Origin of the sequence: Mycoplasma sp. 480 (assembly GCF_051353065.1) — a bacterium.
Classification (GTDB): Bacteria; Bacillota_I; Bacilli_A; order Mycoplasmatales; family Metamycoplasmataceae; genus Mesomycoplasma_A.
Window position 1 is genome coordinate 698,617 of the sequence record NZ_CP195722.1, and the last position, 26,853, is coordinate 725,469.

A 26,853-nucleotide genomic window follows, 5' to 3' on the forward strand; every position below is an offset into this window, starting at 1 on the left:
TACCTAAGAGAAAGTATAGAAAAAAGAGCAAATATATTAAATGATTTTAATAAATACTTTACAAAAAAAGGTGATGAAAATGAATAATATAATACAATTAAATAAAAAGAATTTAGGTCAAGTTTTTACTCCAGAATTTATTGTTGAAAAAATGATTAAATTAATATCTATACAAAATCCAAAACGTATTTTAGAACCTTCATCTGGAACAGGTAATTTTTATTATAAATTAAAGGAAAAATACAGCAATTCGGAAATTATTGCAATTGAAAAAGATAGTACTATAAGTCATAAAGAAGTCATCATTGATTCATATTTTAACACCAACTTTAAAAGTGATGTTATAATATGTAAATTATTAATCAAAATGTCCTTTTTTTAGCGATATGAAAATAATAATTATTTCAATTAAAATAATGATATCAAAAATTAAATTTAACATTAATTTTTTGATGAATTCAGCCTCAAAGGGCTGAGTTTTTTTAACCCCCCCGCCCCTTAATTGCAATTAAGGGGGGCACTCTTTTTCGCCAAAAAGAGCAAAAGGCACAAACAAGATTACGCCGACTTCGTCGTCTTATCTTGTGTCTTTGGAATCATTGTCGTACCACTGTTCCATTTTGTTTAAAATTTTTTCGTTTATGGTTATAAATTTTTGTAATAATTCAAATTCTTGGTTATCAAATTTATCTTTATTAGTTGAAATTTTTTTGTCAATCATTTTATAAAAACTTTGTCCGCGAGTTTTAGTATCTTTTATTATTTTTTCAATTTCTTTCTTTTCTAAAAGTTCAAAATCATATTCCTTTTTGTTCTCTCTACTAAATTCTTCATTTATCTCTCTTGTTGTTCATATTTCATTTCCAATTCTGATTTTTATATTTAAATCACTATCTAAAACAGCAACAAATTCCGTATTAGGAATTCCGAATGTTTTTTCAAAAGTATTTTTATCTAATGTGTAATATTTTTTATCGATTCTAAAACAATTTGCTGTGAATTTTCTTTTTATAGGGAGATAAATTCTTAATTGTTCTGGCTGTGCTTTTGTAAAAACATTATTTTTTGTCACTTTTTTCTTGAAATTCTCGTTATAAGAGTTTATAATATCATTGTGATTTGAATTTAAATCTTCTATGGATTTAAATTTTTTTTTGAAAAAATATAAAGGATAAAATTGTTGAGAACTTTTAAATGATCTTTCTACATTAGGTTTATGAGTAGCAATGCTGCTCGAAAACACCTGTATACCCCTATTTTTCAACTCTTGAACCATATTGGTTTCAGGATTTATATAGTTGAAAAATGTTGTTCTTTTATCAGTAATAATTAGTTTTGGAAAACCATATTTTTCAAAAAGCATTTCAAGTAATTTCATATAACCTTTGTTTGTTTCTTGTGTATCAGCATAAAAAGCAAGAAGTTTTCCTGAACTTGCATCAATTGCGTGATAAATAAAAATCTTTTGGTCAAGTGATTTAATAAAATATTCATAACAAGCGTCAATTTCAACGATTTCACCGAATTCTAAAGCATTTTTGCTTATAATTCTTCTGTTATTATTTTGATCTCTTAATTCATTTTCTTTAGCAATTGCAAAAATATGGTCGGAAATTTTTACTTTTATTTTTCCGCTTTCAATTCCACTAATTCTTTTTTTAATGTCTGCTTTAGTTTTCTTTTTTGTATAAGGAGTCATTAAACATTGTTGGTTTGTTCTTCTTATTACAGTAGAATAAGAAGGTTTTTCTTTCATATTTTGCATTTCATCTTCATAGAAATATTTAAGTGGTATTCTAAGAGTTATCGCTCTTTTGTTTATTATATTTCTTAATTCATCATTATATTTAGTAATAAATTGATTAAAAATATCATCTTTATATTTTTTAGAATGATTATTTCTGGCATTTTTATGTTTTACATAAATTGATTTACCAGCATTTTGTTTAATTAATTTTCTATGTCTTGTGACAGTTTTGACTGAGATATTTAACAAATTAGATAATTCTTTATTGGTTTTTTCTATGTTATTTCTAATAAAAGTTAGTTCTTTTGCTCTCTTTTTTGTCACTTTGTTATTTCAATTTCTGTACTTTTCATCCCTATTCTCCTTTAGTAAATATTCAATTATTATTATTATTATATATTACTAAAGAGGACATTTTGATTAGTAAATACCCCGGGACATTTTGATTAATAATTTGCATGTTATAATAGGAAATCCTCCTTATGTAGACTTTAAAAACATTCAAGAAAATTTGCATTCAAACTTTCTAAATCACAAACCTAATTTATTTTATTTTTTTCTTGAAAAAGCTTTATTTGATTTAGAAGAAAATGGAGAATTAATTTGAATTATATCAAGCAAAATATTTTCCAATAGTAGTGCTAAAAAATTAATAAAACATATATATGATAATTTTTCCATAACATACTGAGAACCCATTTCTGAAAACGTGTGAGAAAACGCATCAGTTCCTACTTCTATAGTAAAAATAGTTAAAACTAAAAATCATCCTAAAAAGTTAGAATATTTTTATAATAATGGAAAAATAATATTTGGTAAGCCTTTAGAATTAAATCATAAAATAGTAGTAAAAGTAGGCGGCGCTTCTGGTTTTAATAGCAAAATTAAAGCAGGACTTACAGAATTTATAAATTCACAAACTGAAAGAACATTAAAAACAACAAAAATAGCTTACGAGCCTGAAAAGTGGATAAGACCAACTCCTAAAAGTCCACATAATTTTTCTTTTCAAATTTTTGTTAATTGTTTAACAAGAAAAGAAAAACCTTTTTATATTTTAAAAAATACACAAGAGAACAAATTTATACATTATGATGCATCAGTTCTTTCGATTTACACTTTTTGTTCTCTTGATGAAACTATGGAGATTCTTGAAAAACTTAATAATTTTGATTGAGAAAAAGCAGGAATTAAAAAAGATGGCAGATTTCATTTTTCTCAATCACTCTTAAGTTCTATTATATTCAGTAATAAATAATAATAAAATGGTATAAAGAAAAAATAAAAACAATAAAATTAGTCAAAAAATGGGTGATTTTTAACTTTTTTACTATTTGCTGGGAAACTTGATAAAGTATAATTATAAAAACGGTTTTGTGCTATAATTATATTATTATTAGTAGAGCTGCTGTTAGCAGTTTCCATTGTTCCGGCACTGGAAATAAGAAAAACTCACATTTAGTGAGTTTTTTGAATGCCTTGATTTAATTATTTTTTAAAAGTAAAGTTTCTTGCTGCATAATAAACAGCTTCTGCAATTGTTGGGTGTGTATATGATTTAGTTTGTAAGTCAGTAAATGTTCAATCATTTTGGATAGCATGAGCAATTTCATTAATTAAAATATGCGCTCCTTCTAAAAACATAAAACTTCCTAATATTTTATTTGTTTTTTTATCAATTAAAAATTTAACAAAACCGTGTTTTTTATCTAAACCATCAGCATGTACTCTTGGTAATGCAGCAGCAGGTAATACTAATGATGCATATTCTACATTAGAATTAATTAATTGTTGTTCACTTGAACCAACTCCTGCAAATTCAGGATTTAAATAAACAGATCAAGGAATAAATTTAGGATTTACTACCTCGTTGTGTTTTTTATTTAATAATTCTTTTGCAACAATATCTCCTGTTTTATAAGCAGTTGTTGAAAGAAGTAAAATACCTGTTACATCTCCAATTGCATAAACATTTTTTACACTTGTTTCCATTTTGTCATTTACTTTAACAAAACCAGTAGGAGTTAATTCAAGATTAAGTTTACTAAATGATTCTGTGTTAGCAACTCTACCAACTGCCATTAATACTAAATCATCGGAAAATTCCTGTATTTTTGAATCAATTTCTACTAATAAAGTTTTATCTTTCACTTCTAGAAGTTTAACATTTTCATAAATTGCAACACCTTTTTCTAGTAAGTAATTTTTAACATTTTTTTGTAATTCAATGTCAAAATTACCCATAAAACTTCTTGCTTCTAAAATAGTAATTTTAACTCCAAGAGTTGAATAGAAATAAGCAAATTCTAAAGAAATTGGACCTGAACCAACTATTGTCATTGATTCTGGTAATTTTTCCAATGTTAGTGCTTTATCTGAATCAATTAAAAATCCTTCTTGGTAACCTTGTTCAAAACCTTTAAGGTTTAATTTTCTACTAGAAGAACCGGTAGCTAAAACTAATTTATCAAATTCAATAGTTTCGTTAGTTAGTTTTATAGTTTTATTACTTAAAACTTCACCATATTCTTTAAAAATGGTTACATTGCTAGAAACTAATAATTTTTCAATGTTAGTGTTTAGTAATTCTTTATTATCTTTTCTTCTTTTTTGAATTTCATTTAAATGAAAGTGTTTTCCATTTAAATGAATACCAAATTCTTTAGCTTTTTTGACAGTTTCATAAACTTTTGCAGATTTAATTAAAGTTTTAGTAGAAATACATCCTCTATTAACGCAAGTTCCACCTAAGTCGCTTTTTTCAATTAAAGCGACATTTTTTCCATTTGTAGCTAAAATGTTAGCAAGGCTATATCCGCCTGGACCACCACCTAAAACTACTACATCAAATTTTTTCATTTTTTCTCCTTTTTTATAAATATATTTTATAGTTTTATTATATAGCAGCTTTATTTAAAAAACTTAGAAAATAATAAAACAAATGAAAAAATTGCATTTTTTTGCATTTTTTTCATTCAGGAAAACAAATTTTTATTCTTCATAAAAGATTTTATTGTACATATCTTGATTTTCCCTTTCAGAAAAATGCAAGTATTTAAAAGTGGTTGTAATTTTAATATGCCCCATTAACATTTGTACCATTTTAGGATTTGCATCATTTTTTAAAAGAAAACTAGCAAAAGATCTTCTTAAACTATGTGGTGAATAAATTTTTCCTAAAATTTTCTTGATTTGCTTAGCCACTGTATTTGGCTTGGCATTTTTATATTTATCTCAATTTTCAAACATTATTTTTAATGTTTCATATTTATAAAACAATTGTCTTTCACGATTACCTTTTCCTATAGTATATAGTCTGCCATCTCTAATATTTAAATGCTTTAATTCTCCAATTCTTATTCCTGTTTCAAATAAAAAACGAATTATTGTTTTATAAAAAATTTCTGTTTTCCGTTTAGTTTTAATTGTTGTTTTTTCATAAAGTTCTTCTTTTGTTATTATCGCTCTAAAGTAGAGCGGGATGGGTTTGAGTTTGATTTTGCTTAATTTTTCTAATTTTTCTTCATCCTTTGTATACTTTAAAAAACTATGATAAATATCTTTTAAAGTATGCTGGTATCCACCACCTTTTTTATCATCAATAATAATTTCAATTACTTTTTTAAATTCTTTATTATCAACATCTAAAACATCTCCTAGTATATATTCGTATTGTCTAATTGTATTTTTAGACAAATTAATTTCTGTACAATATTCTAAAAAATCTCTAACTTTCATCTTTCTCCTTATTTATAAAATTTAAAAATACACAAACAAATTTAATTTCATTTTATTTTTGACTTAAAAACTTAACAAAAAATATATAAGTTATAAAATTCAATTTTATTAAATAAAAATTAAATTCTCAAATAGTTCTTTTTTAAATCCGTAATTTTGCACTATTAATGATATATAATTTTTGTTTTCACATTTTTATAAACATTTGTAGAAAAAGTGTTATAATAATATTGTAAACATAGTTCATTACACTTAATTATCTAAATTTAGATAATGAAAACCCCATTGCGCTACAATGAGGTTTTTTTATTATTTTTTGAGGTAATGAACTTTAACAAATTTATAATTTTAGAATTTGATAATAAATACTAAAATTATGATTAAAATTAAGGTTATCATTTTCTCTATGAATAATATAAAACATAGTTCACCACCCCTTTCTGTGACAAAAAACTTAGTCACATTTTAATATTACCACAGAATTTATTTTATTACAAAAATACGGAAAAAATTGGGATTTTTGGTTTATTTTTCCTAAAATTTTTGTGTCATTTTAAGATTAAAACTTTTAACAATCAATGAAAGAATGATAAAATTTTTTACATCGTTAAAAACCAACTTTTGAATTTTATTAATAATTTATTTATAAACAAAAATTATGATTAATATATAATTAATACTATGAAATTAATGCTATATAACTCAACTGGACCAAAAAAGGCAACTTATAAAAATATTGGATATTGACAAGTTAATGGAAAAACCAGAAAAAATGTTAAACTTTTAGGACTAGGAAACGTCATTCAATTAAAAAAGAAAAATGAAAATTTCGAAGCTATAATTAAAGAGGTTATCAAACAATACGATGAAAAAGTTAATTTAGTTTTTTTAAAATCAGAAATAGACAGAGCATTAGAAAACCGAGTTACGTATTGAGATATCTTATATTATGGTTTTGAATTTATAAAAGAATATATTGAAGATATAAAATTATTAAATCAAATTACTTTTGACCAAAATAAAGAAATGAAAGAAGTGGTTTCTTATCAAATAGCCAACAAAATAATAAATCCTAAAAGGATAATTGAAGAATTCTATATTAAAAACATAACAACTTTAAATTCAGATTATTCCAAAAGTAATTTCCATCAAGCTTTAAGTATTTTATTTAAAAATAAGTCTAAAATTTTAGATTTTATTTTCAAAAATAAAATCAACAAAGAAAACAACTTATTATTTTTTGATTCAAAAACTATTTATTTAGAAAATATCATAAAGGACAATTTACAAGACTTTAGTTTTTTTGAAGATTATGAATTTTATGATGATCAAGTTGTTTTATCTACGATTTACGATGATCAAGGAATACCTATTTTTTATAAAACATTTGCTAAAAATACAGAATATGTTGGAACCTTAATTCCATTATTTGAAGAATTAAAAGAAAGAATTTCTATCAATAAACTAACAATAATAATTAATAAAGAAATGAGTTCTGCTGAAAATATAAAATTTCTTGAATCTAACAATATAGATTTTATAATTCCATATAAAACAAAAACTGCTTCTAAAAATGAAAATAACAATATCAAAACCAATAATTCTTTTAAATCTAAAAAAATAAAAACGTTTTCTGTTTATAAAACTTCTTTATCAGAAGCAGAATTAGATTTCTATTGAAATCAAGAAAAAATCCAAGAAATATTCAAAACTTTAAAAAGCAATGATGAAACTAATTCAATGTTGGTGTATAATCAAAACCAGATTGAAGAAAGTGCGTTTTTTTCCTTTATTTCCCTTTATGTTTTCAAAAATTTATTAAGTGAAATAAAAGCTTATTATAAGGAATTAGGAAGTTCAGATAAAATTACTGACAAGTCATTAATAAATATTTTAAATAGTTTAGAATATATTGTAGAAAAAGATACAAACACAAAAGAAATTATTAGAAAATTTAAAAAAGAAGGAGAATTTTCTAATAATGCATGAAAAATTTTTGAAGAATTTGAAAACTATATAAAAACCAAAAAATCTAAAATCAATAAAAACTAGTTTAATTTATAATTTTTTAAAAAATCGTGACAAATTATTTCTGTTCTAATAAAAAATTTACAATTTACAAAACATTTGTAGAAAAAGTGTTATAATAATAATGAATAATGGATTCATCACATTTAATTATCTAGATTTAGATAATGAAAAACCCCATTGACGCATAATGAGGTTTTTTTATTATTTTTTTTGAGATGATGAACTTTAACAAATTTATAATTTTAGAATTTGATTATAAAAACTAAAATTATAACTAAAATTAGAGTTAACACCTTATCTATAAATAATGAAATAATGGATTCATCACCCCTTTCTGTGACAAAAAACTTAGTCACATTTTAATATTACCACAAAATTTATTTTGTTACGAAAATACGGAAAAAATTGGGATTTTTGGTTTGTTTTTCCTAAAATTTTTGTGTCATTTTAAGATTAACACATTTAAAAATTCTATGAAAAAATAATAGAGTTTTTTACATTAGTAAATGCCCTGGGACATTTTGATTAATAATTTGTAAAATTTACATAATCACCTTTAGAAAAAGTGTTATAATAATATTGTAAAGAGATTTCTCATTACACTATAGTTATATAATTTTACAGAATTTATAACTTAAGAATTTAATAATAAAAACTAAAATTATAACTAATAAACAGGGACATAAATTTGGGACACCAAATTTATGTTTTTATTTAAGGAGAAAAATGTCAAAACAATTAAAACCAGAAGAATGAAAATATTGAATTAAAAAATATTTAGCTAATTGTGAGAAAATGAGAAATTTAGATTTATTTTGAACCCAATATTTTCATTTTAGAAAAACAGAACCAACTAATTTTAAAAAAATGTTTTTTAAAGAAAAAGTTAAACTTTATAATTTAGGTATGAATTTAGAATCTCAAACAGGAAAATCACCTAAGAAAAATAAAGGCGTTGGAAGAAAAAGAAAAATCTTAACACCAGAAGAAGAGAAAAAAATTTGGGATAGTATCCCAAGAGAAATTTTAATTAAATCCATAAAAATTTATCAAGATGTTTTACCTAAAGAAGTTTTTGATGAGATTTTTAATCGTGTTGTAAAAGAACATGAAGAAGAGCAAAAAAAAGAAAAAAAAGAAGCAAGAAATTTTAGAAAATTTCTCTTCACTATGAAAATTTCTAAATCAACTTTTTACAGAAACAAGAATAAAAATGTTGAAGCAAAAGAATTGAATCAAGAAGAAAAATTGATTTATGAAGGTTTTACTGAAAATAACTGTTTGTATGGAAGAAAAAGACTTGAAGTTTTTATCGAAAAAAAACATAAAATAAAGATAAATTACAGGAAAATAGGTAGAATTATGAATAAATTAAATTTATTTTGCATAGTTAGAAAAAAATCCAAAAGAAGAGAAGATAAAAATACTTCAGTAAAATTTGAAAACATAATTAATAGAGATTTTCAAGGAAAAAACAACAATATTTTTGCAACAGATGTTTCTTATATAATCTCTCCTAAAGATGTATTTGATTCTAATCATGTATATTTTTCAGCAACAATTCATCACAAAACTAAAAAGATTGTTTCTTGAAATTTATCAAGAAATAATGATTTAAATTTGGTTATAGAACATAATAAAGATTTAAGTTTTAATGAAAAATGAATTATGCATACTGATCATGGAAGCGTTTATTCTTCTAATAAATTTGTAGAAATTATTGAAAAAAATAATGGAATAATTTCAATGTCAAGAGTTGGTAATTCATTAGATAATAGAGAAATTGAATATTTCTTTTCTAATATAAAGAGCGAATGTTTATCACACATTAAAATTAAAAATTTAACTTTTAATAATTTAAAAGAAATGATTAATAATTATATAAATTGATATAATGAAGAAAGACCACAATCAATTTTAAATTGAAAAACCCCAAATGAAATTTGAAATTCTTGAATTTCAAAGTAAAAAAATTTTACCAGTGATATCACTGGTAAAATGTGTCCCAATAAATTGTCCCACTTTATAAAATTAAAGTTAACATCTTATTAATGAATATTTAAATAAATAGTTCATTACACTTAATTATCTAAATTTAGATAATGAAAACCCCATTGCTCCACAATGAGGTTTTTTTATTATTTTTGATTATTTTCTCTTTATTTAATGAAAAAATATAATAGATAAAATGGATATTGAAAAAACTATTCAAATAATTAAAGCATTTTTAAAATAAATTGTTTTTGTTTTTTTGTAGTTTTTAGATAAATTAGAATCAATACTAATAAGTGATTCAATGTTTTTGTATTTATCTACTCTTTTTTCTCCTAAATAAAGTGTTAATAACATTAATCCAGATAAAATATTAGGTACTAATCAGTAGAAAATTTTAAGTGAAAAACTAAATATTTTAAGATTGTTTTCTAAATCAACAACATTTTTGTCAACAAAAATATTTTTAAAAATTACTAATAATAATCAATCAGATGTCCCTATTCCACCAGGTGTTGGAGAAAGGTTATTTGCTGTATTTACAAGAGCACTTCCTGCTAAAAAATTTAAGAATCAATACATAAATTGACCTGGTGCATTATATACTTCAAGTATTTTAGGTTGAATCATTAAAGCAATAAAAATAGCACCATTTAATATGAAATTTAAAATTTTATATAAAAATATACACTCTAAAAATAATTTAATATCTTTAAAGACATTTTTAATATTGTTTTTAAATTCAGAGAATTTATTTTCTAAAACTATTTTTTTTCTATCTAAATTACTAAAATAATATAAAGGATGAAGTTTATGAAAGAAAATGATAACTCTTATAATAAAGTGTTGAACTGGTTTAACAACTGAAATTAGTAGAATAATAAAAAACAGAACAATATTTAATAATATTCCTAAAATTAAAGAAATAAAAGTTATTATTTTTTTAGCATCTATATCAACTAAAAGAGTATCTCTATATAAATAAAAACCTAATGGAATAAAAATAAAAGAAGTTATTAAAATAGATATTTGTTGAAATAGTGATGATAAAGCAAATGCAGAAGCTAAATGTGATTTATTATACCCTTTTTTCTGTAAATATCAATATGAAGATAAATCACCACCAAAAGCAAAAGGAGTAATATTTTGAACAATAGTTCCTATAAAAATTGCTAAATATAAATGTTTGAACTTAACTTTAGTTCCTTGTTTTTTAAGTATTCTATAGAGCATAAACGTGCTAAATAGATAATAAAATAAAAAGGATAAACCAATTGCAATACTAAAAAATCTATTTAAATAATTATTTAAAAATATGTTGTAAAAAATAACAAATATTCCTAAAACTCCCTCAGCATCACTTTCTTTAGTTCTATAAATGGTTGAAAATAAAATTACAAAGATCACAAAGATTATTACTAAAAACGAAGCGAACTTAAAAATGTTTTTAATCTTACTATTTATGTTTGTTTCTTTTAATGAAATAGAAAAATCTATAATTTCTTTTTTGATTTCATCTTCTTTTTTAATTATTGAATTGATTTCTTGTTTGTGTATAAAGGTTGAAAAAGTAGAAAATTGTAGTAAATTTTGCACTTTATCAAAATAGAAATTAATAATAAATCCATTTTCTAAAGTTAGTTTTATAGAAATTGTTCTTTTTGAAGAAAGATTTTCCTGCTTTTTAAGATCAAACTCTAAAATTTTATATTTAGAAATCATTTTTTCTCTTTTGATTTTTTTAACAAATTTTAAAAAGGAGTTAAAACTCATAGCTATAGTTTGATTAAATCTTGAAACATTAATATCAATTTCTTTTTTTATCTTTGTTAATGAATTGCAAATATCTTTTTTATTGTTTTTAAAATAATCAAAAACTTCTATATTAAATAAAATATCTGCTACATTTTCAAATCCAACTAAATCATTTTTGTTGCTAAAATCGATTTTATAAATTTTAATTCCATCATAAACAAAAACTAAGTTTTTAATCTTATTTTTGTTTTTAAACACAAAATCAGTTAAAGAAATTTCTTTTGGACTTTGTATAATATTAGTAATTCCTTTATCTCTTAAAAGTCTTTGAAAAATAGATAATTTATCATCTAAAATATGAAATTCAACATTATTTAAACCATTATTTTTATCACTAATATACTCAACAGTCAGTAAGTTAATATCATCTTGTGTTAATTCTATATATTTATTATTTAAATTTTTAACAAAGATATTTTTTGTTTGCTTTTGAATATTATTAAAAAATAGAATATCTTTTTTTTCTTTTTTTTCTTTTAATAATGTTTGTTTAATTTCTCTTTTTAAAGGAATTTCTTTACCATTTAAAAAGCCATTAAAATGTTTGATAGAAATATTTTTATATGGTAAAAATACAGATAAATCATCTTTTTTGTCAATAGAAATTAAATACTTATTATCAGAAAAAACGGTTTTGTTACTTTTGATAATTCTTTTATCTAAAAAAACAATACCTTCTTCTCTGTTTTGAACTTTATTAAAAGCTAAAGTATTAAATAATTCTAGTTTATTTAAAAATTGTTCTTCTTTTTTTGTTAAGTTATCTCAAGTTCTTTTTTTGAAAACAATTTTATAAAAATCATTTTCTTTTAAAAATAAAATGGAGTAATCATAACTTTGCTTAAAAATTTCGTTTAATGCAAAATCTTTAGTTAAATTATTTTCTGCATTTAAAACTGTTATTTTATTATTTTGATCACTTGATAAGATTTTAATAAAAATTTCTGCAAAAGCATAATTGATATCATCATGATCAAAATATATGAAAATTTTATGATTCTTATTTGATAACTTTTGAAGCATATTTTTAAATAAAGTAGCCTTTAGAAAAACACTATTTTCATTAATTTCTTCTTCAGAATTGCCTAATTTAGCTACGATTTCGGATGAAATTATATTTGCAGTTTTTAATTCATTTTCGGAAAGAAAAAATTCTCCATCAGTTGCTAATGAATCCATTTTTTCTGTATTTTCTTCGTTTATATGATTAATTAAATGCTCGTTATTATTATCTATTGTCATTGTATCCTAAAATTATTTTTCTCTTTGTGAACCGAATAAATCAAAAGCTTCTTCTTCAACTTCCTCTATTTCATCGAATTCTCCAGATGGTTCTACAAATTGATCAAACTCGTGAAATTTTGGTAAATCTTGAAGAGATTTTAATTTAAAATAATCGTAAAATCTATTTGTAATTCCATATAAAGTTGGTTGTCCAACAGTTGGTGAAACACCCACCTCTTCTATTATTCCTTTCATTAATAAGGAAGCAACAATTGCATCTGAAGCAACTCCACGAATGTCACTAATCATCGATCTAGTTACTGGTTGTTTGTAAGCAACAATTGCTGCAGTTTCAATAGCTGCATTTGATAATTTGTGTCTTCTTGTAATTGTTACTAAATCAGAAATATATTCTTTAAATTCTTCTCTTGTAGCAAATTTAAATACATCATTAAATTCAACTACAAAGATTCCTCGTTCAAGTCTGTTAAAGTTATCTGCAAATCTTTTTAGCAAACTTCTTGCTTCATTAACTGTGTTTAACTTTAGAACTTGTTGTAATTGTTCAGAAGAAATCCCTTCTTCTCCTTGCATATAAATTAAAGCTTCAATTATTTTATTTTTCATAGTTTGGTCCTTTTTCTATTATTATTGTAGCAAATTGTTCTTCTTGTGTTAAGATAATTTCTTCTTTTCTACTCATATCTAATAATGCTATTAAAGTAATTACAAAGTGTTTTATGGAAGGTACTGAAAAGATCATTTCAAAAGTAACTTTTCCGTGTTTTGCAAATAACTCTCTTATCATTTTCATTTGATCGCCAGGAGTAACACTAACACTATCGATTTTAATTTGTCTTAATTTTTCAGCATGTAATCTTTCAAACATTAAAGTTAAAATTTGCGTTAATTTAGTTTTTGAAGAATTTCCATCCACTTGTGTTCTGTCAATAGGTCTAACAAATTCTTCCAAATCATTTGCTTTTTTAATAAAAATGTGAGATCTTTTTTCTTCTTGCTCTCTTAAAAGTTGAAAAATTGGTTTAAATTGTTGGTATTCAGCAAGTAATCTTAATAATTTTTCTTTATCTTCTTCAATTTCTTGTTTTATAACTTCATCTTTTTCTGCTAAAAGCATTTTTGCTTTTATTTGAATCAAAGTTGCTGCCATAACAAGATAATCAGTCGCTATTTCAAAGTGAGTATCCTTAATTCTATCAATAACTCTTAAATAGTCAGTAGCAAGTTCTGCTAAGTTTATTTCAAAAATATCTAAATTTTTCTCTTTTACTAAAGATAATAATAAATCTAATGGTCCACTAAAATTTTCAATATTTATATCAGCATCATTATTTTTTTCTGCTTCGATTTCTTTTTCAAGATTTTCTTCTATTTTATCTATATTTTCTTTAGTTTTGTCTTTTAATTCATTCTCTAATTTTTCCATTATTTATCCTTTTTACTTCTTTTTTCTGGATCGCTAACAATATATTTACTTTCTATTATGTTTTTTACTCTTGCAGCTATTGCTTCATTTGATTGAGAACTAAAACTTAGTGGTTTTATTAAATTATGAAATATAACTTCTACCTTTAATTTTCCTTTTCTTTTGGAATCAAACATTAGTCCACTATAATTAATAGTTATAGGTAAAATTGGTAAAAACATTTTTTTAGCTATTTTAAAAGCTCCTGCTTTAAAATCTTGCATTTTACCATCTTTGCTTCTGGTTCCTTCTGGGAAAATTATTCCTATAGTTTTATTGGTTTTAACAAAATTTCCGAAATCATCTAAAGTTTTAAATGATTCTTTGATTTTAGAACGGTCAATAAAAAATGTATCAATTAAATTTAAAATACTTCTAGAAACTCAATTTTTAGTGAGTTCTTTTTTAGCAAGAAAGGTTAATATTCTTCTTGGATCTGTTTTTAACTCAATATCGGATTGCAAAGCACTAAATAAAATAAAAGAATCTCCATTAGACAAGTGGTTAGCAACAGCAATAAAATTTTTATTAGTTAAATTTTCTTTGCCCTTTACTTCAATTTCAACATTGTATAATTTTAAAATTTTTTCTGCATATTTTAAAATTAAATCGTTTCTAAATTGTGGTTTTAATTCAATTTTTCCTTTTTTATATTTTTTTGCCATTCTCCTAATTTTATTAAATCTATATAATCAAATAGGAGAAAACAGAATTTTTTTAAATTTTATATTCATAATAATATTCCTTTATTCTTTTTTAATTGCTACTGCAATAACTGTATCTTCATCATTTGAGGTTGATATTTCAAAATTTTGAAATTTATACTTTTTGTTTTCTTTATAAATATCAATTTGCTTAAAATTAAAATATTTATTATCTGCTTTAAAAATTGCTTCTTTAATTGCTCACCTTGTAGCTAAAAATTTTTCTTTATTTTCTGTTTTTATAAAAGAATTTCATTCATTTTCTGACAAAATTCTTTTTATAAAATTTTCTTTTTTTCCTTTAAATCTGGAAATTGAAATTATATCTACCCCAATCATATTTATAATTATACTTTTTTTTCGAAAAATAGGAAAAATATTGTATTTTTCTCATTTTTGTATTTTTTCTTACAAAAGTAGTAAAAAAAGGAAATAATAAGTATGCAAAACACTAAAAACAGAGGAATGATCTTAGAAAAAATAATTAATAATACTATTAAATTTTATTTAGAAAATAATATTGCAATTTTTCACAAAAAGAATTTAGATATTTCTTTTAAAAAAGTATCAAATAACAATGAGTTAGAAAATGCAATTATTTCTAAAAAAAGTACTGTTGATTATTATGGTATTTATAAAGGTTTTTTTATTTGTTTTGAAGCTAAAAGCACAAATGAAAATTACTTACCTAAACAAAACATAAAAGATCATCAATTAAAATATTTAAAAAACATTAATGCACATGGCGGTATTAGTTTCTTTATAATATTATTTAAACACTTAGAAAGATTTTTCCTTATTTCAGCAAATAAAATTGATCTAAATAGTGAACAATCAATAAATATTGATTTTTTATCAAAAGAAGGGATTGAAATAGATTTAATGTATCCAGGAATTATTGATTTTGCACCATTTATCGAATCTATTTAATATTATTTGATATAGATTCTTTAAAATGTTTTGCTGGTTTAAACTTTGGAATTTTTTTAGGTTCAACAATATATTTTTCTTTGGTTTTTCAATAAATTGTTTCTCTTGCTTTTTGAGTTGTTATACAAAAAGTTCCAAATTTTGGAATCAAAATTTCTTCTTCTTCATTTAATTTATCCATAACTAAATTAATAAAAGAGTCTAAAAATAAATCACAATGTCTTATGTTTAATTTAGTTCTTTGTGAAAGTTCAACTAAAATTTCTTTTCTTTTCATTATTTATTCTCACCTTTGTTTTTTAAAATTAATTTAATTGGTGTTCCTTTAAAATTAAAATACTGTCTAAGTTGATTCTCAATATATCTTAAATAAGTAAAATGTGCATAATCTTTGTTATTAACAAAAAGTAAAAAAGTTGGAATAGGTCCTTCTACTTGTTTTATAAAGGAAATTTCCAGTCTTTTTCCTTTTAATGATGGAGCAGGTTGACTTATTTGAATTTCCATTAACACTTCATTTAAAAGACTTGCTTGAATTTTTCTTTGTAAATTTTCTTTTACATGAAGAATTTCTTCTTTTAATTTTTCTAATCTATTCTTGTATAAAGCAGAAATAAATACAACAGAAGCTCAATCTAAAAATTTATAATTTTTTCTAAGTTTTTTTTCAAAATTTACCATAGTATTTGTTTCTTTTTCAACCAAATCCCATTTATTTACAACAATAATTATTGGTTTATTTTCTTCAAATGCATAACCAGCAAGTCTTGAATCAAAATGACTTAATTCTTGTGTTGCATCAATTATAATTAAAGATAAATTGCTTTCTGATAAGGAATTCATAGCTCTCATTAAGGCGTAATGATCAACCGATTCAACTAATTTAGATTTTCTTGTTATTCCAGCTGTATCAATAATTTCAAATTCTTGATTATCAATAGTTAAAAAAGAAGATATAGAATCCCTTGTAGTACCAGCTATCGGAGAAACAATAGATCTATTTTCATTAAGAAGAGAATTTAGCAATGATGATTTACCAGCATTTGGTTTACCTATTATTGAAAGTTTAAATTTATCCGATTTTTCTGTATTTTCGAAATTTAAATGAGCAACTACTTCATCTAATAAATCTCCTATACCTTCACTATGCATAGCTGAAAGTGGAAAATATTTTTCAAAACCAAGTTTATAAATTGAATAATCAAATTCTTTGTTTCCTTCTAATTTATTACATGCAACAAGGATTTTTTTTCCACTTTTTCTAAGTAAATTTACTACGAAAAAATCGTCTTTATCTACTTCATTTCTTCCATCAAGCATCAAAATAATTAAATCAGCTTCTTCAATAGCTATTTGTGCTTGAATTCTTATTTGCTCTTGAAAAATTCTTTCTTCAACTTCTATTCCACCTGTGTCTATTATTTTAAATTTCTTTCCTGTTCATTCAACTTCTTCATAAAGTCTATCTCTAGTTACACCAGGTTGATCATGAACTATTGATACACGTTTTCCTATTAATTTGTTAAAAAAAGTTGATTTACCAACATTAGGTTTTCCTACAATTGCAACTATGTTCTTACTCATTTTTCATCCTTTGCTCAACTAATTTTGAAATTTCTTCCACTACTTCTTCAAGAGTCAATTTAGAAGAATCAATTAAAATAGCATCTTCTGCTTTGTGTAAAGGATCATTTTCTCTATTCATATCTTGAAAATCACGATCTTCAATCTCTTTTTTGAGTTTTTCAAAATCTGTTTCAAATCCCATTTCTTTATTTTGTTTCATTCTTCTTAATGCTCGAACTTCTGCAGAAGCTCATAAAAATATTTTTAACTCAGCATTAGGTAAAATAACAAATGTTGTATCTCTTCCATCCATTATTACCCCTTTTTCCTTACTTGAATAATCTTGTAAAAATTTTACTATTTGCTTTCTTATTTCTTTATATCTGGCAATATTACTTGCTCCTCATGAAATAACATCTTGTCTTAAATCATTAGAATTAATTAGCTTATTTTCTAAATATAAATTACCTTTCTGATCTAAATGCAATTTGTCTATATTTCAATTTTCTAATACAAATTTTTCATTTGATATTTGAGAAAAATTATTTTCTCCTAATTTATTTAAAAAATACAAAGAAATTGCTCTATAAAATGATCCAGAATTAATAAATTTTAAGTCATATTTTTTAGCAAGGAGTTCAGAAACACTGGATTTACCAACTCCTGAAGGTCCATCGATAGCTATATTTATTTTTTTCATTTCTATCCTTTCATTTTCGATATTAATTGACTCAACATGTTGAATCTCTTCATCAAAAATATGTGAATCTATATTTATGTTTTCTACAAATGTAATTCTTTCCTTTTTTTCATTTAAAAAAGCATTTAACTCATTTATTTTATTATTTAAAAAATTAAAATTTAAACTTATATTTTTGTCATCTTCTAAATTACTATTTGCTTTTTTTTCTCTATCTAAATTTTCTAAAATTAAAAAATCATCTATTTTTAATGTGCTTTTTTTATTAAAATTTTCTACTATTTTTTTAATTTTATAATAATTTTTCTTAAGTTTTACATCTTTTTCTAAAAGAGCAAAATAAAAAAAAGAGTATCCATTAATAGAATCTCTATATTTTTTTCATTTTTGTCTTCTATTTTCTTTATTTTCATTCATAATTTTAATTAAATTATAAATGAAAATAAGAATATTTTTTTATTTATTTCTTAAATTTTTTCCAAAAATTTTATACTCTTCAGTAAGTCCTTTAATTCTTTCTATAAATCTTGTAACTTTAAATTCTTCATCTTCTTTTTTGTTGTTGTCCACAAAAGAATCTAAATAAATTTTTTTGAGTTCCAATAAAGAATAATTAGAACTAAAAAAAGTTATTTTTGAATTTTCTAAACGATAATTTAAAATTTCGTATAAAACTGAATCTCTGAATCACATTGATTTTTTTTCTAAACCAAAATCATCTAAAAATAATTTATCTACTTTTTTCAATTTTTCTAAAATTTCATTTAAATTTAATGTTTTGGAAGTTATTTTATTATTTAAATAAGTTTGAAAAATAGGAATATTTAAAAAAATTATAGAATTATTTTTTTTAGCAAAATGCACTGATGTAGCTTGTAAAAATTTTGTTTTTCCCACTCCCATATCGCCATAAAAATAAAAGCCATGCTCTAAATTTTTATATTTTTCTATGACTTTTAAAAATCTTGAGTTAATTTTTGTATCTTTTTGTTGATTTTGTTTTAAAAGAGTTTTTAAGTCTAAATCAACATCAAAACTAAAAATTTCTGTTAATCAAAAATTTTGTTTATATTTCTCTTTTTTTCTTTTCTCAGATAAAATAAATACTTTTTTCAAAGTTCCTGTTTCAGTTCTTACGATTGAAACTTCAAAATTTTCATTTTTTTCTAAAACTTGAATAAATAAATCTAAATTTTTTTCAATTTCTTGATCCAAAATTGAATATTGTTCAATTATTTCAGATGTTTTACTATTTCTTTTTATTTCTTGAATTATTAGTTGTTTCTTTTTATCAATTATTTCTTTTTCTTGTTCACTAGAAAAGATATCTAAATTTAATTTCATTTTATACCATTCTCTTTTCTATAAAAAATCTAATATTTTTTCTAATTCATTTTCTGAAACTTCTTTTTCTTTATTTTTAAATGAATTATTAGAACCATTAGTTTCTTCTTCATCTAAATCTAAAATATTAGTTTGGGAACTCTTTTTAAAAGAAAGGGCATCTTCTAACTCATTTTTAATATCCTTTGCTTCAGTTATTTCTTTTTTTAGTAAATCAGATATTATGGTAATAAAATACTTTCTATTTATTTTACCATTAACTTCATAACAAAAACTTAACACTTCATTAATAGATTCTTGACTCATATGAACTAAAAATTTATCAATTTCTTTTACTAAAGAAGGTTTTACAGATTTTTTAGTTAAAAAATTTAAATATCTTTCAGTATTAAAAGTTTCTTTAGCAGTTGAATTGTCATTAACCTTAGTTAATTCAATTTCTACTGTATTAGATATTTTTTGTTCATCGATTTTGAAAACTTCTAAAAAGCTTGTACTAATATCTTCATAATCATCTGTATTAGTTAATTTAACTTCAAATTTATTTATTAATTTTTCTAATTTTTTTTGTCCTATTTTTTTCTCTATTTCATTTAAAAATAATTTATTTTTTAAAATAGTCTCAACTTCTAAAGGTTTTTTTAGTAAAAAAATGTATTCATCTAAGTCTTCTGAATAGTAGGTTCTAATTAAACCAACAGCTTCTAAAAATTGTTTGCTTTTTTTGAATTTATCTTCTTTCATATTTAATTCAATAATAAATTCTTCAATTTCAAAAAATAGAGAACTTAAAGATAAGTTTGCTTTAACTTTATTATGTAAAAAACTAAACAAAAATACAGCTTTTGCCCCAATAATAGGTAAGTAAAAATTCTCTATGATTTCCATATCATAATCTGTTATTCTTTTTTCTAATTCTAATTTATATTTGCTTTTCATTTTACTCCCTAAAATTTTGTTTTTTTATTTAAGTGAAATTATTTTATTATAGTATTTTTAAAGTTGTAAAAAAATCTTCAAAAAAGTTTTCTTTTTCTATATCTTCTCACGAAATATTAACAACTTTTTTGCCTATTTTTCCATTATTTAGGAAATTATTTAATTCAGAAATTTTTTTATTCACACCTTTTTTTTCAATATTTTTTTGCCTTTTTTCTTCGGTTGTTTGAATATTTAAAATTTGTGAAAAAAAACGAAGAAAATTTGCGTTTTTCGTAAATAAATTTGGTATTTCAACAAAATCATATTTATACTTGCTTAAATGTTCTTCAAGCACCGGATAAACTAATTGTTCTAATTTATTTATATTGCCTTTGTCATTAAGAATAAAGTTTCTAATTTCTTCTTTATTTACTTCATCATTTTTAATAAAATTTATTCCTAATTTTTCTTTAATTATAGAAACGCAAACTCCGTTTTTTGCATAGCATTCTTTATAAAAATCATCGGTGTATAAAACTTTATAACCGTATTTTTCTATTTTTTTTAAAAAGGTTGTTTTTCCAGAACCATATTTTCCAATAACTGCTATCATCTTAAAAATTGTCTATTTTCTTTTCTAAATTTTTTAATTCTAAATATTCTAAAATATTTGCTAATTCTTTTGTTCTTCTAAATTTAAAAGTTGTACTTTCTATTGTGTGTTTAGTTGTTGCTTGGTCGTTTAATTTTACAATTTCTCTATATAAATAAACATTTTCTTTATCTGCAAGTAATTTTTCTTTTAAAGAATCTGAAACTTCTTCAATTCTTCTATAAATATTGTCAATATTACTAAATTTATTTAATAGTTTTTTAGCAGTTTTTTCTCCTATACCTTCAACACCTTTGATATTATCAGATTGATCGCCAGCAAGTGCTTTAAAATCAATAACTTGTCTTGGATCCATTTCTTCATAAATATAAAAGTTTTTTCTTGTTTTTAGTGTATATTCTTCTCTTCTTTTGTTTAATACTGATACATGGTCATCTACCAATTGCAATAAATCTTTATCTTCTGAAAATACTATAATTTCATTTTCATTTTCTGAAAATCTTTTTGCTAAGGTAGCAATTAAATCATCTGCTTCAAAAGTTGGAATGTTTTCAAAAACTATATTCATTTCAGTTAATATTTTTTTAATTCAATCAAATTGAATTCAAAGTTCTTCTGGTGCTTGTTTTCTGCCATCTTTATAATCAGCAAGCATTTCGTGTCTTTTTGTTTTTTGAGCAGAATCAAAAGCTAGATATAAACAATCTGGATCAATGTAATCAATTACATTTAATAAAGTGTAAAAGAAAGCGTTGATTGCTGATGTTGGAACACCATCTTTATTATTTAAATTGTTGTAAATTGTTCCATAAAATGACTTAAAAAGTAGTAAATTGGCATCCACTAATAATATTTTTTTATTCATATAACTCCTTTATAATAGATGAAATTTTAAAATCATCATTTTCTTTTTTTAGTATTTCAAATTCATAATAATGATTAATTTTTAGTTCTTTAATTTTTTCTCATTCTCTTCAAAAAATTAATATTTCAATTATTTTTGAACTATCTTTAAGAGTAATTTTACCCATTTCATTATTGTTTTTATCATGGAAAGAAGATTTGGAAACTACTTTTAAAGCTAAAATGTGCTTAGTTCCTTTGTGGATATCTGCAAGTTTGATTTTTCCTTCAAATTTACTTGCTTTTTCCTTTGTAAAAGTCATTCCAAGATAAGACAACTCTTTATTTTGAATTAATTCTATTTTAGCATTATCTAGTTCTATTTTTATATCATTTTGTAAAAATTCATTTTTTGTTTTTTCATAAATTTCTTCATTTAAAGAAAAATCATCACCTTGTTTTTCTACGATTATATCTATATATAAAGAAATTTGGTTATATTTTTCTTCAAGTTCAAAGATATTTCCAAATTCTCTTAAAGTATTTGAAAAAATTAAAGTTTTGATAATTGAATCAGTAATTTTATTCATTTTCATTTTTAAACAAAAATCAAAAAATGAAGTGAATTGACCTTTAGATCTTATTTCAATAATTTTTTGTGTTGCAATAATACCAAGACCTTTAATCATAATAAAAGGTAAAATTAATTTATTTTCAACTATAACACAACTATTTAAAGAACTATTTATTTCTGGAGATTCGATTTCAAATTTTAAATTTTGAGCTTCTAAAACATATTTTTTAATTGTTTCATGAGAACCACTTGCATTATTAATTAAAGCAGCATAAAAATATTGAGTATATTTACTTTTTAAATATGCCATTTTATATGCTAAAACAGCATAAGCTACTGCATGAGCTTTGTTAAACCCATATTCTGCAAATTTTTCTATTTGAGAAAAAACTTTTTCAACAGTTTCTAAGGAATAATTATTTGAAAGTGCTCCAGAATAAAATTTTTCTTTTAACTCTTCCATATAATGAATATCTTTTTTAGAAATTGCTCTTCTTAAAATGTCTGCATCAGCAAAATCCATTTTAGCAACAGTTTGAGCTATTTGCATAATTTGCTCTTGGTATATGATAATTCCATATGTGCTTTTTAAAATTTGGTCAAAATCATTAGAGATAATTGGAATTTCTTCTAAACCTTTTTTTCTTTTAGCATAAGTATCAATATTTTTTATTGGTCCTGGTCTAAAAAGAGAGATTATAGCAGCAACATCATCAATGGAAGTGACGGAAATTTTTTTCAAAGTTTCTTTCATTCCTGGTGATTCCAGTTGAAAAACACCGTTTGTTTGTGCTTTTGAAAGTAATAAATTAGTATTTAAGTCATATGTTGGAATATTTTCAATTTTGATTTGCAATCCTGTTTTTGCCTTTACAAGTTCAATCACATCTTGAATAACGCTTAAGTTTTTTAAACCTAATAAATCAATTTTTAATAATCCAAATTTTTCAAGATACTCCATAGGAAATTGAGTTTCTAAAAAATTATTATCTGTATATAAAGTTGGAACTACTGTTTCAATTTCTTTGTCACTAATAACAACTCCAGCAGCATGTGTTCCATGTTGTCGTGGAAGTCCTTCTATTTCTTTAGCTATTTCAAAAACTTCTAAATATAAAGGATTTGAGTTAATTTTTGCTTTGAATTTAGGTATTTTTTCATATGCTTGTTTTAATGAAAAATCATTTGGAATTAATTTGGAAATTTCATTAACTTCTGAAACAGAAATTTTTTTAACTCTCGCAACATCTCTAAATGCCATTTTAGCTCCAAGAGTTTGGAAAGTTGTAATTAGTGCTACATTTTTTTTGCCATATTTATTAATTAAATAATGAATTAATTCTTCTCTTCTTGTATCTTGAATATCTATATCTATATCTGGCATTGTTACTCTTTTTGGATTTAAAAATCTTTCAAAATATAAGTCATATTTCAGCGGATTTATTTCTGTTATGTCTAAAATATATGAAATAAGGGATCCTGATACTGAACCTCTTCCTGGTCCAATAAAAATATTCTCTTCTTTTGCTCACTTAATTAAATCTCAAATGATTAAAAAATAATCTGAAAAACCGAGTTCATTAATAATTTCTAACTCTTTTTTTATTCTTGGTAAACTATCAGCAAATTTTTTTAATTCATCACTTTTAGCATTAGCTTTTTCTTTAATAATATCCATTAAATATTCTTTAGAATCTAAATTTTTATCATTTTTAAATTTAGGTAAAGGATTTAGTTGTGTTGGAAAAATTATATTAATATCATCTATAATTTTTTCTATATTTTTATTGTTTTTTTCATTTATTTCATCCTGCTCACACAAAGCAAAGAAATCATTTTTTATTTCTTTATTATTAATTGAAAAAAGTGTAGATAAAACATCTCTATCTTTTTCTAAAAATAGGCGATTTTCCTTTATAAAAACAGTTTTTTCATCATTTATTTCCTTACTATTTTTGTAGAAGTTAACGATATTTGGAACTTCTTTATTTGTTGCATAAAAACCATAATCAAAATGGTCAATAACTATCAAATTTTCATCATCTAAATCAGAAATAAAAATCTCTTTTTTTGCAAAAAATTCAGAACTTAATTTACTTAATTTTAAGTAACCTTTATAATTTTTAGCAAAAATTAAAAATCTATATTTTTCTACATCTAAATCTATTCCAATTATGGGTTTTAAATTATTTTTTTGACACTCATCAATTAATTTTGCTACTCCAAACATATTATTTCTATCACAAATAGATGCATAAGAAAAATTATTTTCTTTAGCAAAATAAATAAGTTTATCTATTGTAATTGTTGATTCCAAAAAAGAATATTCAGTAATATTATGTAATTTATAATTATATTTTATTTTCATTTCCATAATTTAATTATATAGAAAAACAAATAAGAAAAAAGGAAACTTTTTTAAAAATTTCCTTTATGGTCAATAAGATGATTTGGCGCGCCCGAGAGGAGTCGAACCCCTAACCTTTTGGGCCGTAACCAAACACTCTGTCCAGTTGAGCTACGGGCGCAATTTGGAGGCACCAACCGGATTCGAACCGGTAATCAGGGTGTTGCAGACCCATGCCTTGGCCGTTTGGCTATGGTGCCTTGTATAATTACATATTTAATTATACAATAAATTTGTTTATTTAAATGATTTTAGTATTTTTGATACTCCGCCGTTCTGTTTTCTCGGTCCTACGACATCCGCAATTTCTTGCAACCTTTTAGAACCACTTTTCATTGCTACTAAAGTACCTACAATATTTTTTGTTGTAGAATCGTTCATAGAATCGCCAATGTGCATTGATTCTTTTAAATCAATATTTAAAAATTCTGCTATGGTTTTTGCTGCTTCTCCTTTTGAACAATCATGTCTTGTAATTTCAATTGCGTAATTTTTACCCACAATTCTTGCGTCTATTTGGTTATGAAATTTAGTTGTTAAATCATTAAATAAATTTTTAATTTTCTTTTTTGAATGTCCTATTACAAGAATTTTATTTAATTCTTTGATTTCAAACTCTTCATAGTCTTTATGACTAAAGTGAGAAAATAAAGAATATATTTTATTTCAAAAACCACGTCCATAAACTATTGATCCAGGATTTGCAACAAAAGTAAGTTTTTGATTAATTACTTCATCCAAAATTTGTTTAATTACTTCTTGAGAAATTTTATAGTTTTGAATTTCCTTAAAATTTTTGTCAAGTATAATGGAACCGTTTTGACATACTATAAATTTAGCATTAACTGATTTAGCTATTTTTTCTACTTCATGATTAAAGGTTCTACCTGTTGAAATAACAACAGGATATTGTTTTGAATATTCTAAAACAGCATCTTTATTTTTTTCACTCATTTTAGCTCAAACACCTATACCTTTATCTAAAAGTGTTCCATCTAAATCTAAAAATAATAATTTTGGAAATTTCATAGGTTAATTATACTTGTTTAATTAAAAAATATGCTAAAATTTATAATTAATTTTAATGTAGAAAGGAAAATATGTTCCCATATAAAGCTGAGTCTTTTAATGGAAATATTGATTTAGCAATTTTTGTTAATCTATTAATATATATATCAATATTATTAATAGTACCAATTACAATGGTTTTACTAATTGCTAAATTAAAACCAACTATTAAAAGAAGTTCAAATATTTACTTATATGCCCTAAGTGCAGGAATGCTAATTATTATAGGAACAGTAGGATTTTTAAGAGAAGGTTTTGATACCATCGAACACAAAATTCATCATCAAGATGAATTGAAAGATTTTCTAAGTAAAAGTGTTTATAATGAACAATTATTGACTTTAGCAATAATTGGTTCAGGAGCAATTATTGGAATTGGTACTATTTTTATTGTTAGATATATTTTTGTGCGTTTTTTTGGTGTTTCTGATGTTCACAAAGACCATAATGAACATGGTCATAGCGACCACATTATAAACTTTAGTGATATCGATAATCCTAAATCTGCTTGATTAGCTATATTATTGCTTTTATCACATAGAACAATTGATGGATTTATTTTAGGAGCTACTGTCTCAAGAATAAGTGTAGGTGAAGATATTAATGTAGGTTTAATTGTTACATTTAACATTCACATTGTAATTGAAATTTTAATTGTTTATTATAGACAAGTACAATATGGTCAAACAATTAAAAAAGCAGTTATTTATAACTTATTAACTACTCTTTTATTAATTCCTATTATGACTATAGGTGCATTTATAAATAGACATTTGCAAACAATTTGATGATTACTACCAATAATTAATGCTTCTGGTGGTTCTATCCTAACTTTTGTTGTTGTAATAGAACTTGTTCCAGAGTTCATTCACTTAAGAAATGGTTCAAAAAAAGAATGATATTGATCATTAATATTCTTTGCTATTGGAATTATAGGAACTTTAATGATGCTTTCTTTCCACTCTCACGAAGCAACACATGTAGAAGAAGTGGTAGAAAATCATGCATTCATTAAATTACTTTTAAAATAAGAAATATTTCAATCTATTAAGATTGATTTTTTTTATTAGTTTCCCAGTTTGGTTAATTAAAAAACCGTTTATGCCTGTTTTATGGGGCAAAACGGTTTTTATTTATCTGATTTAATTAC

At 23.2% G+C, this 26,853-nt stretch carries 23 protein-coding genes and 2 tRNA genes; 6 read left to right on the top strand and 19 right to left on the bottom strand.

The features are described 5' to 3' along the window. The first annotated feature begins 79 nt into the window (after positions 1–79). Positions 80–382 carry an N-6 DNA methylase gene (locus ACR34G_RS02920; RefSeq protein WP_436358466.1) on the top strand — a complete coding sequence of 101 codons (303 nt, stop codon included), beginning with the start codon at positions 80–82 and terminating at the stop codon, positions 380–382. 195 nt (positions 383–577) lie between these two features. Here the strand turns inward: ACR34G_RS02920 and ACR34G_RS02925 are convergent, their stop codons facing one another. After that, positions 578–2,071 (bottom strand): hypothetical protein, encoded by a 1,494-nt coding sequence (locus ACR34G_RS02925; RefSeq protein ID WP_436358467.1) that lies wholly within the window; start codon positions 2,069–2,071, stop codon positions 578–580. A 118-nt stretch (positions 2,072–2,189) separates the two neighbouring features. On the opposite strand from ACR34G_RS02925, the gene ACR34G_RS02930 reads away from it, so the two are divergent. Next, positions 2,190–3,005, top strand: a complete 816-nt coding sequence (locus ACR34G_RS02930; RefSeq protein WP_436358468.1) for an Eco57I restriction-modification methylase domain-containing protein — start codon at positions 2,190–2,192, stop codon at positions 3,003–3,005. Positions 3,006–3,235: 230 nt separating this feature from the next. On the opposite strand, the gene ACR34G_RS02935 is transcribed toward ACR34G_RS02930, so the two are convergent. After that, positions 3,236–4,606: a dihydrolipoyl dehydrogenase gene (locus ACR34G_RS02935; protein WP_436358469.1), complete on the bottom strand. Its 1,371-nt coding sequence runs from the start codon at positions 4,604–4,606 to the stop codon at positions 3,236–3,238. A 132-nt stretch (positions 4,607–4,738) separates the two neighbouring features. Then, positions 4,739–5,485: a tyrosine-type recombinase/integrase gene (locus ACR34G_RS02940; protein ID WP_436358470.1), complete on the bottom strand. Its 747-nt coding sequence runs from the start codon at positions 5,483–5,485 to the stop codon at positions 4,739–4,741. A gap of 681 nt (positions 5,486–6,166) precedes the next feature. Here ACR34G_RS02940 and ACR34G_RS02945 point away from each other — a divergent pair. Together ACR34G_RS02945 and ACR34G_RS02950 are read left to right on the top strand one after the other, a co-directional pair. Beyond that, entirely contained in the window at positions 6,167–7,537 is a 1,371-nt protein-coding gene (locus ACR34G_RS02945; RefSeq protein ID WP_436358471.1) for an IS1634 family transposase, read from the top strand. Between the two features lie 705 nt (positions 7,538–8,242). Continuing rightward, complete coding sequence (locus tag ACR34G_RS02950; protein ID WP_436358472.1) at positions 8,243–9,484, top strand: IS3 family transposase; 1,242 nt, start codon at positions 8,243–8,245, stop codon at positions 9,482–9,484. A gap of 195 nt (positions 9,485–9,679) precedes the next feature. Here ACR34G_RS02950 and ACR34G_RS02955 read toward each other — a convergent pair whose 3' ends face one another. The 5 genes from ACR34G_RS02955 to ACR34G_RS02975 form a co-directional block, all read right to left on the bottom strand. Then, on the bottom strand, positions 9,680–12,565 hold the full coding sequence (locus ACR34G_RS02955; RefSeq protein ID WP_436358473.1) for a lysylphosphatidylglycerol synthase domain-containing protein: 2,886 nt from the start codon (positions 12,563–12,565) through the stop codon (positions 9,680–9,682). A gap of 12 nt (positions 12,566–12,577) precedes the next feature. Further along, positions 12,578–13,174 carry an SMC-Scp complex subunit ScpB gene (scpB, locus tag ACR34G_RS02960; protein WP_436358474.1) on the bottom strand — a complete coding sequence of 199 codons (597 nt, stop codon included), beginning with the start codon at positions 13,172–13,174 and terminating at the stop codon, positions 12,578–12,580. Continuing rightward, positions 13,164–13,994 (bottom strand): segregation/condensation protein A, encoded by an 831-nt coding sequence (locus ACR34G_RS02965; protein WP_436358475.1) that lies wholly within the window; start codon positions 13,992–13,994, stop codon positions 13,164–13,166. Before ACR34G_RS02965 ends, scpB begins: the two co-directional genes overlap by 11 nt. Next, entirely contained in the window at positions 13,994–14,698 is a 705-nt protein-coding gene (locus ACR34G_RS02970) for a lysophospholipid acyltransferase family protein (protein WP_436358476.1), read from the bottom strand. Before ACR34G_RS02970 ends, ACR34G_RS02965 begins: the two co-directional genes overlap by 1 nt. Positions 14,699–14,779: 81 nt before the next feature. Further along, complete coding sequence (locus tag ACR34G_RS02975) at positions 14,780–15,076, bottom strand: holo-ACP synthase (protein WP_436358477.1); 297 nt, start codon at positions 15,074–15,076, stop codon at positions 14,780–14,782. 102 nt (positions 15,077–15,178) lie between these two features. Between ACR34G_RS02975 and recU the strand changes: the two genes are divergently transcribed. After that, positions 15,179–15,667, top strand: coding sequence for a Holliday junction resolvase RecU (gene recU, locus ACR34G_RS02980; RefSeq protein ID WP_436358478.1), 489 nt, complete (start codon positions 15,179–15,181; stop codon positions 15,665–15,667). Here the strand turns inward: recU and ACR34G_RS02985 are convergent. The 11 genes from ACR34G_RS02985 to ACR34G_RS03035 all read right to left on the bottom strand — a co-directional run bounded on the left by ACR34G_RS02985 (position 15,660) and on the right by ACR34G_RS03035 (position 25,664). Next, positions 15,660–15,944, bottom strand: coding sequence for an HU family DNA-binding protein (locus tag ACR34G_RS02985; protein WP_436358479.1), 285 nt, complete (start codon positions 15,942–15,944; stop codon positions 15,660–15,662). The genes recU and ACR34G_RS02985 overlap by 8 nt on opposite strands. Continuing rightward, complete coding sequence (gene der / locus ACR34G_RS02990) at positions 15,944–17,251, bottom strand: ribosome biogenesis GTPase Der (RefSeq protein ID WP_436358480.1); 1,308 nt, start codon at positions 17,249–17,251, stop codon at positions 15,944–15,946. Before der ends, ACR34G_RS02985 begins: the two co-directional genes overlap by 1 nt. Beyond that, positions 17,244–18,350 (bottom strand): (d)CMP kinase, encoded by a 1,107-nt coding sequence (gene cmk / locus ACR34G_RS02995; protein ID WP_436358481.1) that lies wholly within the window; start codon positions 18,348–18,350, stop codon positions 17,244–17,246. The genes der and cmk overlap by 8 nt, the downstream gene beginning before the upstream one ends. 39 nt (positions 18,351–18,389) lie before the next feature. Next, entirely contained in the window at positions 18,390–19,277 is an 888-nt protein-coding gene (locus ACR34G_RS03000) for a DnaA ATPase domain-containing protein (protein WP_436358482.1), read from the bottom strand. 18 nt (positions 19,278–19,295) lie between these two features. After that, a complete protein-coding gene (locus ACR34G_RS03005; protein ID WP_436358483.1) occupies positions 19,296–20,216 on the bottom strand; it encodes a DnaD domain protein in 921 nt (306 codons plus the stop codon). 46 nt (positions 20,217–20,262) lie between these two features. Then, complete coding sequence (gene coaE, locus ACR34G_RS03010; RefSeq protein WP_436358484.1) at positions 20,263–20,811, bottom strand: dephospho-CoA kinase; 549 nt, start codon at positions 20,809–20,811, stop codon at positions 20,263–20,265. A 1-nt stretch (position 20,812) separates the two neighbouring features. Next, positions 20,813–21,676, bottom strand: coding sequence for a 5'-3' exonuclease (locus ACR34G_RS03015; protein ID WP_436358485.1), 864 nt, complete (start codon positions 21,674–21,676; stop codon positions 20,813–20,815). Continuing rightward, on the bottom strand, positions 21,669–24,596 hold the full coding sequence (dnaE, locus tag ACR34G_RS03020) for a DNA polymerase III subunit alpha (RefSeq protein WP_436358486.1): 2,928 nt from the start codon (positions 24,594–24,596) through the stop codon (positions 21,669–21,671). Before dnaE ends, ACR34G_RS03015 begins: the two co-directional genes overlap by 8 nt. Positions 24,597–24,679: 83 nt before the next feature. Beyond that, positions 24,680–24,756 (bottom strand) — tRNA-Arg (locus ACR34G_RS03025). A 4-nt stretch (positions 24,757–24,760) separates the two neighbouring features. Beyond that, positions 24,761–24,835 (bottom strand) — tRNA-Cys (locus ACR34G_RS03030). Between the two features lie 37 nt (positions 24,836–24,872). Next, a complete protein-coding gene (locus tag ACR34G_RS03035; RefSeq protein ID WP_436358487.1) occupies positions 24,873–25,664 on the bottom strand; it encodes an HAD-IIB family hydrolase in 792 nt (263 codons plus the stop codon). Between the two features lie 71 nt (positions 25,665–25,735). Here ACR34G_RS03035 and ACR34G_RS03040 point away from each other — a divergent pair, with 71 nt between their 5' ends. Further along, complete coding sequence (locus ACR34G_RS03040) at positions 25,736–26,734, top strand: hypothetical protein (RefSeq protein ID WP_436358488.1); 999 nt, start codon at positions 25,736–25,738, stop codon at positions 26,732–26,734. Positions 26,735–26,853: the final 119 nt, after the last annotated feature.